Origin of the sequence: Dietzia sp. Cai40, from assembly GCF_014145165.1 — a bacterium.
GTDB lineage: Bacteria > Actinomycetota > Actinomycetes > Mycobacteriales > Mycobacteriaceae > Dietzia > Dietzia natronolimnaea.
The window spans coordinates 1-16,203 of record NZ_JAALEB010000138.1 but is presented as its reverse complement, the minus strand read 5'-3'; the positions used below and the strand labels follow the sequence as shown (position 1 = coordinate 16,203).

Genomic DNA, 16,203 nt, shown 5'->3' with positions numbered 1-16,203 from the left:
CCGGCGCGCCCCCGCGGGCTCCGCGCTACCCGCCACGCGGCCCGCTGCGGGGATCGAGACGGGCACACTCGCCGAGGCGGCCTCGGAGGGCGGCACCCGATGGCCCGGACTGGACGCCCGCGAGGAGTTCCTCCGCGTCAACAACGCCGCGTTCTCGTGGCACCCGGAGCAGGGCGGATGGACCCGCGCCCAGCTCGATGAGCGACTGGCTGTGGAGTGGGTGGACCCCGGGGCGATCTTCCTGGCCGTCGACACCACCGGTCCGGTGCCCCGGCTCGCGGGCTTCCACTGGACCAAGACGGTGAGTGAGCCCGGTTCCCCCGTGGAGGGCGAGGTCTACGTCGTGGCGGTCGACCCGTCCGACCAGGGGCGCGGGCTCGGAGGGCTGCTCACCTCGCTGGGGGTAGCTCACCTGGAGGGTCCGGTGGGCGCGGAGTCGGTCGTCCTCTACGTGGAGGGTGACAACGCGGCGGCCATCCGGACCTACGAGAAGCTCGGATTCACCGTCGAGCACCGCGATGTGACCTACGCCTCGGCGTGAGACCCCCGTCCGGGGACCTCGGAGGTCGGCGATCACCCCAGGTGGGGGCGCCGTACGAATCCCCCGAGAGGTCATAACCGTGACGCATCCACTGAGTTCATCTCTCGTTCATCTCGACCGGCGAGACCGTTCATATCGGACCCTTAGGTTCTGTGCTCGTCGGGACTCGGTATCGGCCCGGCTTTGTGTTGCAGTCGCCAAAGACGTGTTCGGGGGGCTATCCGCCGGACGAACCAAGGAGATTCAGTGAACCTCAAGCGCACCGGTGCTCTTCTCGGCCTCACCGCCCTCACGGCGGTCGGGCTCGCCGCCTGCTCGGATGACAACACCGGAAGCGGTGACACCGCGGCGCAGAGTGTCTCCGACGCGGAATGCGCGGGCAAGGAGACCCTGACCGCGTCGGGCTCCTCCGCCCAGAACAACGCCATGACGATCTTCGCCAACTCCTACGCCATGAGCTGCGAGGGTCAGACGCTGAACTACAACTCCAACGGCTCCGGCGCCGGCGTGAGCGAGTTCACCGGCGGGATCACGGACTTCGGTGGATCCGATTCCCCGCTCAAGGATGCCGACTACGCGGCGGCCGAGGAGCGGTGCGACTCCGAGGCGTGGCACATCCCCGCCGTCTTCGGCCCGATCGCCGTGGCCTACAACCTCGACGGCGTCGAGTTGAAGCTCTCCGGCCCCACCCTCGCCAAGATCTTCAACGGTGAGATCACCACGTGGAACGACCCGGCGATCGCCGAGGAGAACGAGGGCACGGACCTCCCGGACGAGCCCATCACCGTGATCTTCCGGTCGGACGAGTCCGGCACGACCGACAACTTCCAGAAGTACCTGGAGGCGGCGTCGGAGGGTGCGTGGACGCAGGGCGCCGGCAAGACCTTCACCGGTGGTGTCGGCGAGGGCGCCCGCGGCAACGAGGGTGTCTCGGGTGCCATCGGGCAGACCCCGGGGACCATCACGTACACCGAGTGGTCGTACGCGAAGAACCAGGACCTCTCGATGGTCAAGGTCATCACCCCGGCGGACCCGGAGGGCGTCGAGCTCAACGCCGAGACCTCGGGTGTGACCATCGACTCGGCGCGGCTCCAGAACGAGGGCACCAACGACCTCGTCATCGACACCTCGTCGTTCTACGTCCCCGAGGCCGCCGGCGCCTACCCCATCATCCTCCCCACCTACGAGATCGTCTGCTCCTCGTACGCGGATCCGGAGACCGCCGCGGCCGTCCGGTCGTTCCTCAACATCGCGGTGGCCGAGGACGTCCAGGCACAGCTCGAGGACGAGGGCTACATCCCCGTGCCCGACGCCTTCCGCGAGCAGCTCCTGACCGCCATCTCCGAGATCTCCTGATGCACCGGGTCACCGGCCCGCCGCTGATCGCGGCGAGCCGGTGACCGGCCATCTCATCCCCCGAGCGACTGAAGGTCCCATGACAGTTCACGAATCCGTCGACCGGAACACCGGGCAGTCCGGCGGGCTCCCCGGCAGCTCGGGGTCGGTGCCGGATACGGAGAAGGGCGCCAAGGGCGACCTCCTCGAGGGCCGGTCCTCGCAGAAGGCGGACGCGGTGTTCCGGGGCGTCACGGTGGCGGCCGGCGCCGTCATCGTCGCTCTCATCGCCCTGATCGCGATCGTCCTGGTCATGCAGGCGACGCCCTCCCTCCTGGCGAACAACGTCAACTTCCTCACGTCGTCCGAGTGGAACACGAGCGATCCGGACAACATGCGGTTCGGCATCCTCGACATGTTCAGGGTGACCGTGCTGAGCTCGCTCTTCGCGTTGTTCCTCGCCGTTCCGGTGTCCATCGGCATCGCGACGTTCCTCGTGCAGTACGCACCGGCCCGGCTGTCGAGGTCGCTGTCGGCGCTCATCGACCTGCTCGCGGCGGTCCCGTCGATCATCTACGGCATGTGGGGCCTGATCGTGCTCGGGCCGTTGTTGGTCCCGTTGTCCACGTGGCTCAACGAGAACCTCGGATGGATCTTCCTCTTCGGCGACGGCAACGTGTCGATCGCCGGCGGCGGGACCATCTTCACCGCCGGGGTGGTCCTGGCGATCATGATCCTGCCGATCATCACCTCGATGTCGCGCGAGACCATCCGCCAGACCCCCTCGCTCCACCAGGAGGCCGCCCTCGCCCTGGGCGCCACCAAGTGGGAGAAGATCCGGATGACGTGCTTCCCCTACGCCAAGTCCGGCATGATCGCGGGCTCCATGCTCGCGCTCGGCCGGGCGCTCGGCGAGACCGTCGCGGTCCTCATCATCCTGCGGGCCGCGAGCGCCCCCGGCACGCTGTCGCTCTTCGACGGCGGCTTCACGTTCGCCTCCAAGATCGCGTCGGGCGCGGCCGAGTTCAACCACCCGCTGCCGACCGGTGCCTACATCGCGGCGGGTCTCGTGCTCTTCATCCTCACCTTCTTCGTCAACCTCATCGCACGCTCCGTGTCCGGTGGAAAGGTCAACGGCTGATGACACAGGCAACTCCCGACCTCGCCAAGCCCGCCAAGCCGTCGGACACGTTCCTGCCGATCGCCGGCAGCCGCAGGATCAAGGACAGGGCGGCGACGGTGATCTTCTCGCTGTGCTTCGTGCTGGCCGTCATCCCGCTGGTGGCGCTGCTCTACAAGGTGATCGAGTCCGGTATCCCCGCGGTCATCAACCCCACCTGGTGGACGAACTCGTTCTTCCTCGTCTCCCCGTCCTCGATGGGTGGCGGTGTGGGGCACGCCATCTACGGCAGCCTCGTCCAGGCGATCATCGCCGCGGTCATCTCGATCCCGCTGGGGGTGGCGGCGGGCATCATGCTGGTCGAGTACCCCGAGTCGAGGCTGGCCAAGCCGACCACCTTCATGGTCGACGTGCTCGCGGGCGTGCCCTCGGTCGTGGCCGCCATCTTCATCTTCGGGGTCTGGGTTTCGGTGCTGAGGTTCCAGCTCAGCGCGTTCGCGGTGAGCCTGGCGCTGGTGTTGCTCATGCTGCCGCTGATCGTGCGCTCCACCGAGGAGATGCTCAAGCTCGTCCCGGACGAGCTCCGTGAGGCGTCCTACGCGCTCGGCGTGCCCAAGTGGAAGACCATCGTCAGCATCGTGGTCCCGACCGCGCTGTCGGGCATGATCTCCGGGGTCTTCCTCTCGATCGCCCGGGTGATGGGCGAGACCGCCCCGGTACTGATCCTCGTGGGGTACACGGCGAGCTTCAACTACAGCCTCTTCGAGGGCAACATGGCCTCGCTGCCGCTGCTGATCTTCAACCAGCTCTCGAACCCGACGGAAGCCGGCCAGTACCGGATCTGGGGCGCCGCCCTCACCCTGATCATCATCATCGCGCTGGCGAACGTCCTCGCCACGTTCGCCTCCAAGGCGCTCGCGCCGAAGACCAAGTAAGGACCCTGTCATGGCCAAGCGACTCGACCTCGAGAACGTCGACATCTTCTACGGTGACTTCCACGCCGTGAAGGACGTCGACCTCCACGTCCCCCCGCGCTCGGTGACCGCGTTCATCGGCCCGTCCGGCTGCGGCAAGTCCACCGTGCTCCGCTCGCTCAACCGCATGCACGAGGAGATCGCGGGCGCGTACGCCACGGGATCCATCAAGCTCGACGGCGTGGACATCTACGACAAGAAGGTGGACCCCGTCGCCGTCCGACGGACCATCGGCATGGTGTTCCAGCGGCCCAACCCGTTCCCGACGATGTCGATCAAGGAGAACGTCACCGCCGGCCTCAGGCTCCAGGGCGTCAGGAACAAGAAGACCCTGGACGAGGTGGCCGAGAAGTCGCTGCGCGGCGCCAATCTGTGGAACGAGGTCAAGGATCGACTGGACAAGCCGGGCGGGGGGCTCTCCGGCGGTCAGCAGCAGCGCCTGTGTATCGCCCGCGCGATCGCCATCGAGCCCCAGGTCCTGCTCATGGACGAGCCCTGCTCCGCGCTCGACCCCATCTCCACCCTCGCGGTGGAGGACCTCATCGCCGAGCTCAAGAGCGAGTTCACCATCGTGATCGTGACGCACAACATGCAGCAGGCGGCGCGCGTGTCCGATCAGACCGCGTTCTTCTCGCTCGAGGCCACCGGCATGCCGGGCCAGCTGGTAGAGGTCAACTCGACGGAGAAGATCTTCTCGAACCCGGACCACAAGCAGACCGAGGACTACGTCTCCGGCCGATTCGGCTGAGCCGCCGGATACAGCCGAGCGCCCCGGTACCCGCCCACGAGGCGGGTACCGGGGCGCTCGTCGTCGCGGCCCGGCCGGCTGTCAGCTGGGTCCGGATTTCCCCGGGTCGTCCCCCGAGACGCGGTGCGTCAACGACCTGTCGGTCTCGTTGAAGCGGCGGACCAGCTCCTCGTTGGAGGCGGAGGAGTGCTCGGGATCGTCCTCCGCCAGGGTGGCGTACTCGCCGGTGGCGAGGAAGATCACGCGCTGCGCCACCTCCACCGCGTGGTCCGCGAACCGCTCGTAGTAGCGACCGAGGAGGGTGACGTCGACCGCCGACGCCACTCCCCACTTCCACTCGCGCACGGTGAGCAGGGTGAACAGGTGGCGGCGGAGGTCGTCGACGGCGTCGTCCTGCTGGGCCAGGGTGGCGGCCTGCTCGGCGTCCCGGTTGAGCAGCACCTCGGTGGCGGACCGGCCGAGCGAGACCGCGACGCGGCCCATCTCGGCGAAGTACCCGTTGACGGGCTCCGGGAGCACGCTCTCCGGATGCCTCCGACGGACGATCTTGGCGACGTGCCCTGCCAGCGTGCCCATCCGGGTGAGGTCCTGGACGAGCTGGATGGAGGTGACCACCTGCCGGAGATCACGGGCGACCGGCGCCTGGAGGGCCAGGAGCGCGAACCCGCGTTCCTCGTTCTCGGTCGCCAGCCGGGACATCTCCGTCGAGGACTGGAGAACCCTCTCGGCGGCCACGAGGTCGACCTGGAGGAGGGCGTGGGTCGCCAGCTCCATGTCGTCGGTGGCGAGGGAGCACATCCGGGCCATCGAGGTGGCCAGATCCGCGAGTTCTTCAGAGTAGACGAGACGCATGTGAACCAGCATACGGGCATGTCAACCGCACTATCGATACCGGCGATGAACGGCCGATGAACAGGGGGACACGTCATCCGCGCCGGTGCCGGAGGCGCCGGTTCAGCCGCCCGAGTTCTCCGCGTCCGCACCCTCGAGAGCCACCGCGTCGTCCTCCGGATCGTCCAACCACCCCTCGGGCAGGAGAACCCGGGAGGGCGATCCCTGGCGGCCGCGCGGGCCGTACCCGTCCGCGGGGAAGGGCTCGTCGGCGGGGAGATCGGCGAGCATCTCCGCGAGGTCGTCCAGGGTGCGGACGGCTGCCAGGGCCACCCGCTTGCCCGAGCCGGCAGGGAACCCCCGCAGGTACCACGCCACGTGTTTGCGGATGTCGCGCATGCCCTTGTTCTCACCGTGGTGTTCGGCGAGGAGTTCGCCGTGGCGGTACATGATGCGGCCGACCTCGCCGAGCGTGGGCGGGGCCGGTGCCTCGCGCCCGTCGAGGGTGGCGGCGAGCTCGGAGAAGAGCCACGGCCGGCCCAGACAGCCCCGGCCGATCACGACGCCCTCGCACCCGGTCTGCTCCCGCATCCGGACGGCGTCCTCGGCGGAGAAAATGTCGCCGTTGCCCAGCACCGGGACATCAGAGACCTCGCCGATGTGCTCGACCAGGCGGGAGATCTGCGACCAGTCCGCCTCGCCGGAGTACCGCTGGGCGGCGGTCCGTGCGTGCAGGGCGACGGCCCTGGCGCCCTCGTCGACGGCGATGCGGCCGGCGTCGAGATGGGTGTGGTGCTCGTCGTCGATCCCCACCCGCATCTTCACCGTGACCGGGATATCGGTGCCCTCGGTGGCCCGGACCGCCGCTGCGACGATGGAGCGGAACAGCCGCCGCTTGTAGGGGATCGCCGACCCGCCGCCGCGTCGGGTGACCTTGGGGACCGGGCACCCGAAGTTGATGTCGATGTGGTCCGCCAGGTCCTCGTCGACGATCATCTTGGCGGCCGCGTAGGTGTACTCGGCGTCCACCGTGTACAGCTGCAGGCTGCGCGGGGACTCGTCGGGCGCGAACGTGGCCATGTGCAGAGTTCCCGGCTGGCGTTCGACGAGCGCCCGCGCCGTCACCATCTCGCAGACGTAGAGCCCGGACACCGAACCCTGCTGCTCACGTTCGAGTTCGCGGCACAGCGTGCGGAAGGCGACATTGGTGACGCCCGCCATCGGCGCCAGGACGACCGGTGAGGCGAGCTCGAGGGGGCCGATGCGCAGGGCGGGCCCGCCGGTGGCGGTGGGTGCGGACATGATCCGAGTGTCCCAGCGCGGGGCGGGCCAGGTCCAATGGGGGCGCCCTGTGCCGCCCGGCCGATCGTGGTGCCCCCAGTCGGGCTCGAACCGACGACCTGCGGATTAAAAGTCCGTAGCTCTACCAACTGAGCTATAGGGGCGTCGGTCACGATACCGTCCCCGTTCGCGCCGACGGGCGTCGGCTCGGGCGTGGTTGGTTTAGACGTCTGCTGGGCCGTGCCCTAAACTCGAACCCGCTGCGGCCCGGCGATCCCGGACGTGGCGTACGCCCCCTTCGTTTAGCGGCCTAGGACACCGGCCTTTCACGCCGGCAGCGCGGGTTCGAATCCCGTAGGGGGTACGAGGTCAGGAGTCCCGGTCACCGTTCGTCGGCGGCCGGGACTTCTCTCGTCTCGGGGCCCGTCCGGACCCGTTCCGAGCTGCCCTGGAACCACCGCCGGTCCCGCGATTTGCGTCCGGCGTGGGCGTCGATTACTGTTCTGTCTCGTGCGAAAAGCACGGCCCTGTGGCGCAGTTGGTTAGCGCGCCGCCCTGTCACGGCGGAGGTCGCGGGTTCGAGTCCCGTCAGGGTCGCAGGAGACAACCGGCGCATTCGGTTTACCGGATGCGCCGGTGGTCTTATGGCCAGGTAGCTCAGTTGGTACGAGCGTCCGCCTGAAAAGCGGAAGGTCGTCGGTTCGATCCCGACTCTGGCCACCGAGAGCGCAGCGCGCCGGAGGGTTTCCCTCCGGCGCGTTCGTCGTTTCGGGGAACCCCCGTCGGTCGTTATAGCGTGGACGCCATGCCATCGACTGCCACCGAGGTCCGTGACGTGCCGGACAGGTCCCGTACAGGAACCCGGTGGGGGATAGTCGCCGCGGTCAGCGGCCTGGTCGGGATCCTCCTCGCGATCATCGTCCCGCTGCTCCCGGTCACCCAGACCACCTCGACGATCAGCTGGCCGGAGGCCGGGACCCTCGACCCCGTGACGGCGCCCCTCGTGGCCTACTACCCGCTCGACCTGGCGGTGGACGTCCCGTGCGCGGCGGTGGGGGAGCTCCGCGACCAGGGCCGTGAGAACGGGGTGCTCGTGTCCACGGCGCCCCGTCAGGCGGGAGAGAACGCGGGCGCGCGTGCGCTCGTGGTGTCCGTGGCCGGCCCCACCGTCGAGGTGCGCAGCCGGAACGTGCTGGTCGCGGCCGCCCCCACTGACGCGGTCGCCTCACCCGGGGCGTGCTCGGTGATCCGCGTCGTGGCCGACTCCGGTTCGATCGGCGCGGAGTTCGTCGGTCTCGCCTCGGACGACGGGGAGGTGGGCGGGCGGATCGACCAGGATCTGCGGCCGCAGGTCGTCGGGGTCTTCACTGATCTGCAGGGGCCGGCGCCCGAGGGGATGTCCGTCGACATCACCGTCGACTCCCGCTACACCACGCAGGCGACCGTGATCAAGCAGATCGCGATCGTGGTCGGGATCCTCGCGATCGTCGTGGCGCTGGTCGCCCTGCACCGACTCGACCTGCGCGACGGACGCGTCGGACGACGGGTGCTGCCGCGCGGGTGGTGGAAGCCCCGTCCCCTGGACCTGGTGGTCGTGGCCACGCTCCTGGTCTGGCACGTGATCGGGGCCAACACGGCGGATGACGGGTACATCCTCACCGAGGCGCGCGCCGCCGTCTCGAGCGGCTACATGCCGGAGGTGTTCCGGTACTACGGCGCCCCGTACGCGCCGTTCGGTATGCCGTACTACCTGTACACGGCGATCAGTTCCGTCACCGTGGGCAGTATGTGGCTGCGCCTGCCGGCGTTGCTGCTGGGGATCGCGTCGTGGATGCTGCTGTCCCGCGAGGTGATCCCGCGACTGGGCATCGCCGCCCGCCGTGCGTCGGCCGTCCGGTGGAGTACCGCCGCGGTGTTCCTCGCGTTCTGGCTCACCTACAACAACGGGCTGCGCCCCGAGCCGATCGTGGCCTTCGGTGTGCTTGCCACCTGGGTCTCGCTGGAGCGCGCCCTGGCCACCGGCAGGCTGTTGCCCGCGGCCACAGGCTTCATCATCGGCGGGCTCACCCTGTCCGCGGCGCCCACGGGCACCTTCTGCATCGCGGCGATCATCGCGGCCTCCCGACCGCTGTTGCTGCTGGTGATCCGGCGGGCACGGCGCGACGGCTGGATCCCGACGGTGGCCCCCCTGTTCGCCGCCGGTCTCGGCGTGCTGCACCTGATCTTCCTGGACCAGCCCCTGGTGACCACGCTGCAGTCGTCGGCGCTGCTCGGCGACGTCGGCCCCACGGGGCGCTGGTTCGAGGAGGTGTGGCGGTACGAGTGGCTCATGAACCCGACGCCGGACGGGTCCCTGGCCCGCAGGTTCGCGGTCCTGGCGATGTTCCTGTCGCTGATCACGTGCGCCGCGATCCTGTTCCGCAAGGGGCGGATCCCCGGCGTGGCCGTGGGCCCCGCCCGACGGATCGTGGGTCTGGCCGCCATGTCGATCGCGTTCATGGCGCTCAACCCCACCAAGTGGACCCACCACTTCGGTGCGTTCGCCACGATCGGCGCCGCGCTGGCGGCCCTGGTGACCATGGCCGTCCTGCCGGCGGCCACCCGGTCGCTGCGCAACCGGATGCTGTTCCTCGCCGCGGTGTTCTTCGTCCTGGCCCTGAGCTTCACCTCCACCAACGGCTGGTGGTACATCTCGATCTACGGCATCCCGTGGGGTGGCGTGCAGCCCTCGATCGCGGGGATCACGTTCTCCTCGGTATTCCTCGGGCTGATGGTCATCGCGCTCCTGCTCGCGCTGGTCCTGCACTACCGGGAGCCGTTCGTGCGGCCCACGGGGTCGGTGCCCGCCGATGCCGATCGCGGCCCCGTGGTCCGGGTCCTGCGTGAGGTCTCGCACGCCCCACTCGGGCTCGCGGCGGCCCTCGTCGTCGTCGTCATCGTGGCCTCCATGGCCGCCGCGGTCCGCAACCAGTACCCCGCCTACTCGGTCGGCCTGCAGAACCTGCGGGTGCTGTCCGGGGAGCCGTGCGGTATCGCCGACATGGTGCTCGCCGAGCCCGACGCCAACGCCGGACTGCTCGCCCCGGTCGGTGACCCCCGTGACCAGCTCGAGGCGGGCGCGCAGCCGGTGGAGTTCATCCCCGACGGCATCCCCACCGACCTCACCGCCACCCAGGCCGTGGACACCGACACCCCGGGAACCGGGGAGGACTCCGACGCCACCGCCACCACCGCCGGCACCGAGGGCGGAGTGCGCGCGGGGGAGGGCATCAACGGCAGTCACGCCGTCCTGCCCTTCGGTCTCGACCCGGCCCGCGTCCCCGTGCTCGGCAGCTACCAGACCGGCCCGCAGTTCAACGCCGAGACCACCACGGACTGGTATCGGCTCCCCGAACGGGACGAGGAGAGCCCGCTCATCACGATCGCCGTGGCCGGCTCGTTCGCGCCGGACGCGATCCGCGTGGAGTTCGCCACCGCAGCCGACCGGTTCGAGCCGGCCGGTTCGGTCCTGCCCGTCGACATCGGCCCGGCGCCGTCCTGGCGGAACCTGCGCGTGCCCGTCGACACCCTGCCCACCGACGCCACGGCGATCCGGCTCGTGGTGCGCGACCTGGACCCGGACCCGTCGCGGTGGATCGCGTTCACCCCGCCGCGCATGCCGGAACTGGTGACCATGCAGGAGCTCGTCGGTGACTCCCGCCCGGTGCTCCCCGACTGGGCGGTGGCCTTCCACACCCCGTGTCTGCGACCGTTCGAGGAGTACGCCGGTATCCACGAGCTGCCCGAGTACCGGGTCCTGCCGGATCGCGACCTCGCGGTGAGTTCCACCAACACCTGGCAGGCGTGGGACGGTGGCGGGCCCCTCGGGTTCATCGAGTTGCTCCTGGCCGGCGAGACCGTGCCGACCTATCTGGAGCACGACTGGTCACGGGACTGGGGTTCGCTGGTGCGGTACGAGCCGTTGGTGCCCGCGGCCCGGGAGGCGACCATCGACCACGGTGAGGCCGTACGGTCGGGGCTGTGGAACGGGGGACCGCTCGCCAGATGACCGGCTAACATCGGCCCCGGAGACTTTTTACAAGGAAGTCCAAGTATCCCCTGACGCAGACTGGAGCACGCGATGTCCGTGACCGAGAAGCAGTTCGAGAACATCCTGGTGGAGCAGAGCGACCGCGTCGCGGTCATCACGCTGCACCGACCCAAGGCGCTCAACGCGCTGAGCAGCGGCATGGAGAAAGAGGTCGTCGAGGCCGTGGAGGGTCTCGACTCCGACCCCGGCGTCGGCTGCATCGTCATCACCGGTTCGGAGAAGGCCTTCGCGGCCGGCGCCGACATCAAGGAGATGAAGGACAAGAGCTACCCCGGGATCTACCTCGAGCGCTACTTCGGCGACTGGAAGCGACTCACCGCCGCGCGAACGCCGATCATCGCGGCCGTGTCCGGGTTCGCCCTCGGCGGCGGGTGCGAGCTGGCCATGATGTGCGACATGATCATCGCCGGTGACAACGCCAAGTTCGGCCAGCCCGAGATCACCCTCGGTGTCATCCCGGGCATGGGCGGCTCGCAGCGGCTCACGCGTGCGGTGGGCAAGGCCAAGGCCATGGACCTGTGCCTCACCGGCCGACAGATGGACGCGGACGAGGCGGAGCGCTCCGGCCTGGTCACCCGCGTCGTCCCCGCCGCGGACCTGCTCGACGAGACCATGAAGGTCGCCGGGAAGATCGCCTCGATGAGCAAGACCACCGCCATCGCGGCGAAGCAGGCGGTCAACCGGTCCTTCGAGACCACTCTCGAGGAGGGGCTGCTCGCCGAGCAGAACGCCTTCTACGCACTCTTCGCCACCGAGGACCAGACCGAGGGGATGTCGGCGTTCGCCGAGAAGCGGAAGCCCGAGTGGCGCCGCTGAGGGACCAGCCCACGCACGGGCATCTCGCCGGGGGCGGTGGCGTGAGCGGGGACGCCCGCCGCGCCCCCGGTGAGCCCCTGCCCGTGTTGGTCCTCACCGGTTACCTGGGTGCCGGCAAGACCACGCTGCTCAACCACCTGCTGTCCGGCACGCCGGGCCTGCGCATCGGCGCGATCGTCAACGACTTCGGCGAGATCGACGTGGACGCCACGTCGGTCGCGGGGCGCGTGGACTCGATGATCTCGTTGGCCAACGGGTGTGTCTGCTGCGAGGTCGACGCGAGCGAGCTGGGAGAGACCCTGGCCGGTCTGGCCGACCCCGAGCACGGGCTCGACCTGGCGGTGATCGAGGCCAGCGGGCTGGCGGAGCCGGCGATCCTGTCGCGCATGGTCCACGAGGTGCCGCGCGAGGTGGTGCGGCACGCGGGGATGGTCCAGGTCGTCGACGCCGAAGGGCTCGACGACGCCCTGGCGCGGCACCCGCGGTTGACGGCGCACCTGGCGGAGGCGGACCTCGTGGTGGTCAACAAGTGCGATCTCGTGGACCGCGCGCGATTCGACCGCATCCGCGACACGATCCGCCGGCACGCCCCCCGGGTCGCCGTCCTGCCCGCGGTCCGGGCGGCCGTGCCGACGGGTCTGCTGCTGGGGATGGAGCCGGGCCGGGACACCGCCGCCGGGTCGGAGGACGGCCGGGAGCCGTCGGACGGCCGTGCCCACCCGCACGACCACGACCATCTCCACGACGGCTACCGGGCGTTCACCGTGATCCCGTCCGGTCCCCTCCACCCCCGCCGGTTCCTGTCCGCGCTCGCCTCGCCGCCGACCGGTGCCTACCGCGCCAAGGGCACGGTGACCCTGGGCACCGCCGACGGACCACGGCGCTACGAGGTCGCGCTGGTGGGGCGCCGGCTCGAGCTCCGTGCGGGCGGAGAGGGCACCGAGGGGATGGTGATGATCGGCGTCGATCTCGACGACGACGAGGTGACCCGGTTCCTCGACGACTCCGTGCTGGCGCCGGGGGAGGCGGTCGACGCGGACGCCGATCTGGGCCTGCACCCGTACCTGGTGGGCGACCCGGACTCCAGTGACGTCGAGGAGTGGATCTACGACGAACAGCGCGTCGCGCCCCTCACCGGAGCGGCCGCGATGCTGGCGGATCCCGAGGATCCCGAGGCATTCGATCCAGCTTTCACTCCCTGAGTGCACTCCGGTTGGGAAGCGGGGTGGGGCACCCCCGGGGACATCGGTCGTCGGCGGCCGACTGGGATCGGCATCAGCCCGGCCACGTGCGTATAGTGGCGCTGACGACGGTGATGTGTGGCACTCGCGGGGGGATTTCCCCGGCTCGCGGTGGGGGTATGCCACGGACGTGGGAGGAGACCTCGTGGACGAGGAGAATACCGGCCGTGGTGGAGTCGCAGGTGGCGCGGGCGAAGCCCAGCGACGCAGGCGCGATCTGGCCTCCGTGCGCAGCGCGATCTCGGCCCTGCGCGAGGCCACAGGGATCCCGGTGACCATCGGCGGCGTGGTCGGCGAGGGTCACACACTCGTGCTGTCGGAGTCGCTGGGGATGCGGACTTCGGCGATGAAGGATCTCATGATCCACTACGGCGCCGGGGTCGGCGGCCGGGTCATGGCGACCGGTAAGCCGGTCGGTGTGGCCGATTACCCGCGCGCCGGTGTGATCACTCACGAGTACGACCTGCCCGTGCTGTCCGAGGGGTTGCGGTCGATGGCGGCGATCCCGGTCGTGGTGGGCAAGGACGTGCGGGCCGTGCTCTACGCCGGCGTGCACTCCTCGGTCCGTTTCGGCGAGAAGGTCCTCAACCAGATGGCGGCCACGGCCCGCGCCCTCGAGCAGGAGATCGCGGTCAACGACGCCCTCGCGGCCCGAGGCGCGGCCCCGATGGGCCCGGGAGCGGGTGAGGGGCGCTGGGACGACGTCCTGTCCAACGAGCGCATGCGCGACACCCATGCCCGGCTGCGGATGCTGGCCTCCCGGACCGAGGACCCGGACGTGCGTGCCGAGCTCGAACGGATCTGCGCCGAGATGGTCTCCCCGCCGCCGGAGATGCCCACGGCACGCCTGTCGCGCCGCGAGCTCGACGTGTTGGCCTGCGTCGCGCAGGGCAAGACGAACATCGAGACGGCCGCCGACATGGGGATCGGTGCGGAGACGGTGAAGAGCTACCTGCGCTCGGTCATGCGCAAACTCGATGCGCACACCAGATTCGAGGCGGTCAACGCGGCGCGTCGGATGGGCGTTCTGCCCTGACCCCCGGGGCGGCTGCACGCTCGGGCACGGCGGTTCGGGGACAGCGGAGCGGCTCGGGCACAGGAGAGCGGCTCTGGCACTGCGGCCGGGGTCCGGGAGCTCCGGATTAATCAGCCGCGATCGGCGCCGCGCTCGCCGCCGGGAACCCAGAGGACGTCGCCCTCCGGATTGGCCACCCGTCCCAGGACGAACAGAAGGTCCGACAGGCGGTTGAGATACTTGGCCGGCAGCACGGACGTGGTCTCGGGGTATGCCTCGACGGCGGCCCAGGCGGCTCGCTCGGCGCGCCTCACCGCCGTCCGGGCGACGTGCAGGTGGGCGGCGCCGGGGGTTCCACCGGGCAGGATGAACGAGGTCAGGTCGGCGAGTTCGGCGTTGAACTCGTCGATCCACCCCTCCAGTCGCTCGATGTAGGACTGCTCGATCCGCAACGGGGGGTACTCGGGGGCGTCGACAACAGGAGTGGAGAGGTCGGCCCCGGCGTCGAAGAGGTCGTTCTGTACGACCCGGAGCACGGAGGCGATGCGGCTGTCGAGATCGCCGCAGGTCAGGGCTACCCCCAGGGCGGCATTGGCCTCGTCGCAGTCCGCGTAGGCGTCCAGTCGGGCGTCGTTCTTGCTCACCCGGGAGAAGTCGGACAGTCCCGTGGTGCCGTCGTCGCCGGTCCGGGTATAGATCTTGGTGAGATGCACAGCCATGACGCCAACCTACGCGTACGCGGTCGAGCGGTCGCGTGGTCGCCTCGCCCGGTCGCGCGTTGCCGTGGTCGCCTCGCCCGTTCGCGTGGCCCCGAGGGTGCGCGGGCTCCGCTGGTCGCCCCGGTTCTCGCCTAAGGTGGACCGCGTGAGCGGTAACCCCACGTCCCGCGAGGAGAGCTTCCTCGTCACCGGCGGCACCAGACTGGCCGGCGAGGTCTCTGTCGCCGGCGCCAAGAACAGCGTGCTCAAGCTGATGGCGGTGGCACTGATGGCGGAGGGGCGGACCACACTGACCAACTGCCCGGACATCTCCGACGTGCCCGCGATGGCCGACGTGCTGCGGCACCTGGGGTGCACCGTCGAGATCTCGGGCGGAACGGTGGTGATCGACACGCCGGCGGACCTGGGGCACGTCTCGGACGACAAAGCCGCGCAGCGACTGCGGGCATCCGTCTGCATCCTCGGGCCCCTCGTCGGTCGCTACCACCGTGCCGAGCTGGCGATGCCGGGCGGAGACGCGATCGGGGACCGGCCACTCAACTGGCACCGCGAGGCGCTCGAGAAGCTGGGCGCCACCACGAGGATGGATCACGGCCGACTGGTCGCCGAGGCAACCGAGCTGACGGGCGCCAGGTACACGCTCGCGTTCCCCTCCGTGGGTGCCACGGAGACATTTCTGTTCGGCGCGGTTCTGGCCCGCGGGACCTCGACGCTGGTCAACGCCGCCCGGGAACCAGAGATCGTCGACATCTGTGACCTGTTGTCCAAGATGGGTGCCCGCATCAGCGGGGCCGGGACGAGCACCATCACCATCGACGGTGTCGAGACACTGACGCCGGTGAGTCACCGGGTGATAGGGGACCGGATCGTCGCCGCCACCTGGGCGATGGGCGCGGTGATGACGCGGGGTGACGTGACCGTCACCGGCATCGATCCCATGTTCATCCACGTGGTGCTGGAGAACCTCCGCGGTGCGGGGGCGCAGGTCTCGACCGGTCCGGACTGGGTCCGGGTCATCCAGGAGGGACGTCCCCGCGCGCGGGACGTGCGGACCCTGCCGTTCCCCGGCTTCCCGACCGACCTCCAGCCGATGGCGATCGCCCTCGCCTCCGTGGCGGACGGCGCGTCCGTGATCACCGAGAACCTCTTCGAGGCACGATTCCGCTTCGTCGAGGAGATGGTGCGCATGGGAGTCGATGCCGAGACCGACGGGCACCACGCGAAGATCCGGGGCCGTGAACGCCTGGACTCCGCGACCGTGTGGGCCAGTGACATCCGCGCCGGCGCGGGACTGGTCCTCGCCGGGATGTGCGGGGACGCCGTGACCGAGGTCTGCGAGATCTTCCACATCGACCGCGGGTACCCGGACTTCCTCGAGAAGGTGCGGTCCCTGGGGGGCCGGATCGAGCGCGTCGACACCCACAGGTGACGCGAGCGGCCTCGCGGCTTTCTGGCCGTTGACCTGGCGATTTGCGTTTGGGTTCACGTCTGC

Annotated in this window: 13 protein-coding genes and 4 tRNA genes; 13 read left to right on the top strand and 4 right to left on the bottom strand. The window is 69.7% G+C overall.

The features are described from left to right. The 5 genes from mshD to pstB all read left to right on the top strand — a co-directional run. A partial coding sequence (mshD, locus tag G6022_RS06170) for a mycothiol synthase (RefSeq protein ID WP_182691186.1) occupies positions 1-541 on the top strand: 541 nt, incomplete at its 5' end. 246 nt (positions 542-787) lie between these two features. Beyond that, positions 788-1,897, top strand: coding sequence for a phosphate ABC transporter substrate-binding protein PstS (gene pstS, locus G6022_RS06165; RefSeq protein WP_182640981.1), 1,110 nt, complete (start codon positions 788-790; stop codon positions 1,895-1,897). A 79-nt stretch (positions 1,898-1,976) separates the two neighbouring features. After that, on the top strand, positions 1,977-3,017 hold the full coding sequence (pstC, locus tag G6022_RS06160) for a phosphate ABC transporter permease subunit PstC (RefSeq protein WP_182611016.1): 1,041 nt from the start codon (positions 1,977-1,979) through the stop codon (positions 3,015-3,017). Then, complete coding sequence (gene pstA / locus G6022_RS06155) at positions 3,017-3,931, top strand: phosphate ABC transporter permease PstA (RefSeq protein ID WP_179524625.1); 915 nt, start codon at positions 3,017-3,019, stop codon at positions 3,929-3,931. Before pstC ends, pstA begins: the two co-directional genes overlap by 1 nt. Positions 3,932-3,941: 10 nt before the next feature. Beyond that, entirely contained in the window at positions 3,942-4,718 is a 777-nt protein-coding gene (gene pstB, locus G6022_RS06150) for a phosphate ABC transporter ATP-binding protein PstB (protein WP_179524626.1), read from the top strand. Positions 4,719-4,799: 81 nt separating this feature from the next. Here pstB and phoU read toward each other — a convergent pair whose 3' ends face one another. From phoU to G6022_RS06135, 3 genes are all read right to left on the bottom strand, one after another. Beyond that, positions 4,800-5,570, bottom strand: coding sequence for a phosphate signaling complex protein PhoU (gene phoU / locus G6022_RS06145; protein ID WP_182618102.1), 771 nt, complete (start codon positions 5,568-5,570; stop codon positions 4,800-4,802). A 102-nt stretch (positions 5,571-5,672) separates the two neighbouring features. Next, positions 5,673-6,851, bottom strand: coding sequence for a tRNA dihydrouridine synthase DusB (gene dusB, locus G6022_RS06140; protein WP_182611014.1), 1,179 nt, complete (start codon positions 6,849-6,851; stop codon positions 5,673-5,675). Between the two features lie 67 nt (positions 6,852-6,918). Next, positions 6,919-6,994 (bottom strand) — tRNA-Lys (locus G6022_RS06135). A gap of 127 nt (positions 6,995-7,121) precedes the next feature. Here G6022_RS06135 and G6022_RS06130 point away from each other — a divergent pair. From G6022_RS06130 to G6022_RS06100, 7 genes are all read left to right on the top strand, one after another. Next, a tRNA-Glu gene (locus tag G6022_RS06130) sits at positions 7,122-7,194 on the top strand. A gap of 159 nt (positions 7,195-7,353) precedes the next feature. Continuing rightward, positions 7,354-7,427 (top strand) — tRNA-Asp (locus G6022_RS06125). Between the two features lie 49 nt (positions 7,428-7,476). Continuing rightward, positions 7,477-7,550: transfer RNA gene (locus tag G6022_RS06120), tRNA-Phe, on the top strand. 85 nt (positions 7,551-7,635) lie between these two features. Then, on the top strand, positions 7,636-10,878 hold the full coding sequence (locus G6022_RS06115) for an arabinosyltransferase domain-containing protein (protein ID WP_182638850.1): 3,243 nt from the start codon (positions 7,636-7,638) through the stop codon (positions 10,876-10,878). Between the two features lie 72 nt (positions 10,879-10,950). Further along, positions 10,951-11,736, top strand: coding sequence for an enoyl-CoA hydratase (locus G6022_RS06110; RefSeq protein ID WP_179524630.1), 786 nt, complete (start codon positions 10,951-10,953; stop codon positions 11,734-11,736). After that, entirely contained in the window at positions 11,724-12,938 is a 1,215-nt protein-coding gene (locus G6022_RS06105) for a GTP-binding protein (protein WP_182691185.1), read from the top strand. Before G6022_RS06110 ends, G6022_RS06105 begins: the two co-directional genes overlap by 13 nt. A gap of 184 nt (positions 12,939-13,122) precedes the next feature. Beyond that, positions 13,123-14,013 carry a LuxR C-terminal-related transcriptional regulator gene (locus G6022_RS06100; protein ID WP_182639258.1) on the top strand — a complete coding sequence of 297 codons (891 nt, stop codon included), beginning with the start codon at positions 13,123-13,125 and terminating at the stop codon, positions 14,011-14,013. 110 nt (positions 14,014-14,123) lie between these two features. Here the strand turns inward: G6022_RS06100 and G6022_RS06095 are convergent, their stop codons facing one another. Further along, complete coding sequence (locus G6022_RS06095) at positions 14,124-14,711, bottom strand: cob(I)yrinic acid a,c-diamide adenosyltransferase (protein ID WP_182639259.1); 588 nt, start codon at positions 14,709-14,711, stop codon at positions 14,124-14,126. A 145-nt stretch (positions 14,712-14,856) separates the two neighbouring features. Between G6022_RS06095 and murA the strand changes: the two genes are divergently transcribed. Further along, positions 14,857-16,140 (top strand): UDP-N-acetylglucosamine 1-carboxyvinyltransferase, encoded by a 1,284-nt coding sequence (gene murA / locus G6022_RS06090; RefSeq protein WP_179524634.1) that lies wholly within the window; start codon positions 14,857-14,859, stop codon positions 16,138-16,140. The last annotated feature ends 63 nt before the right edge of the window (positions 16,141-16,203 follow it).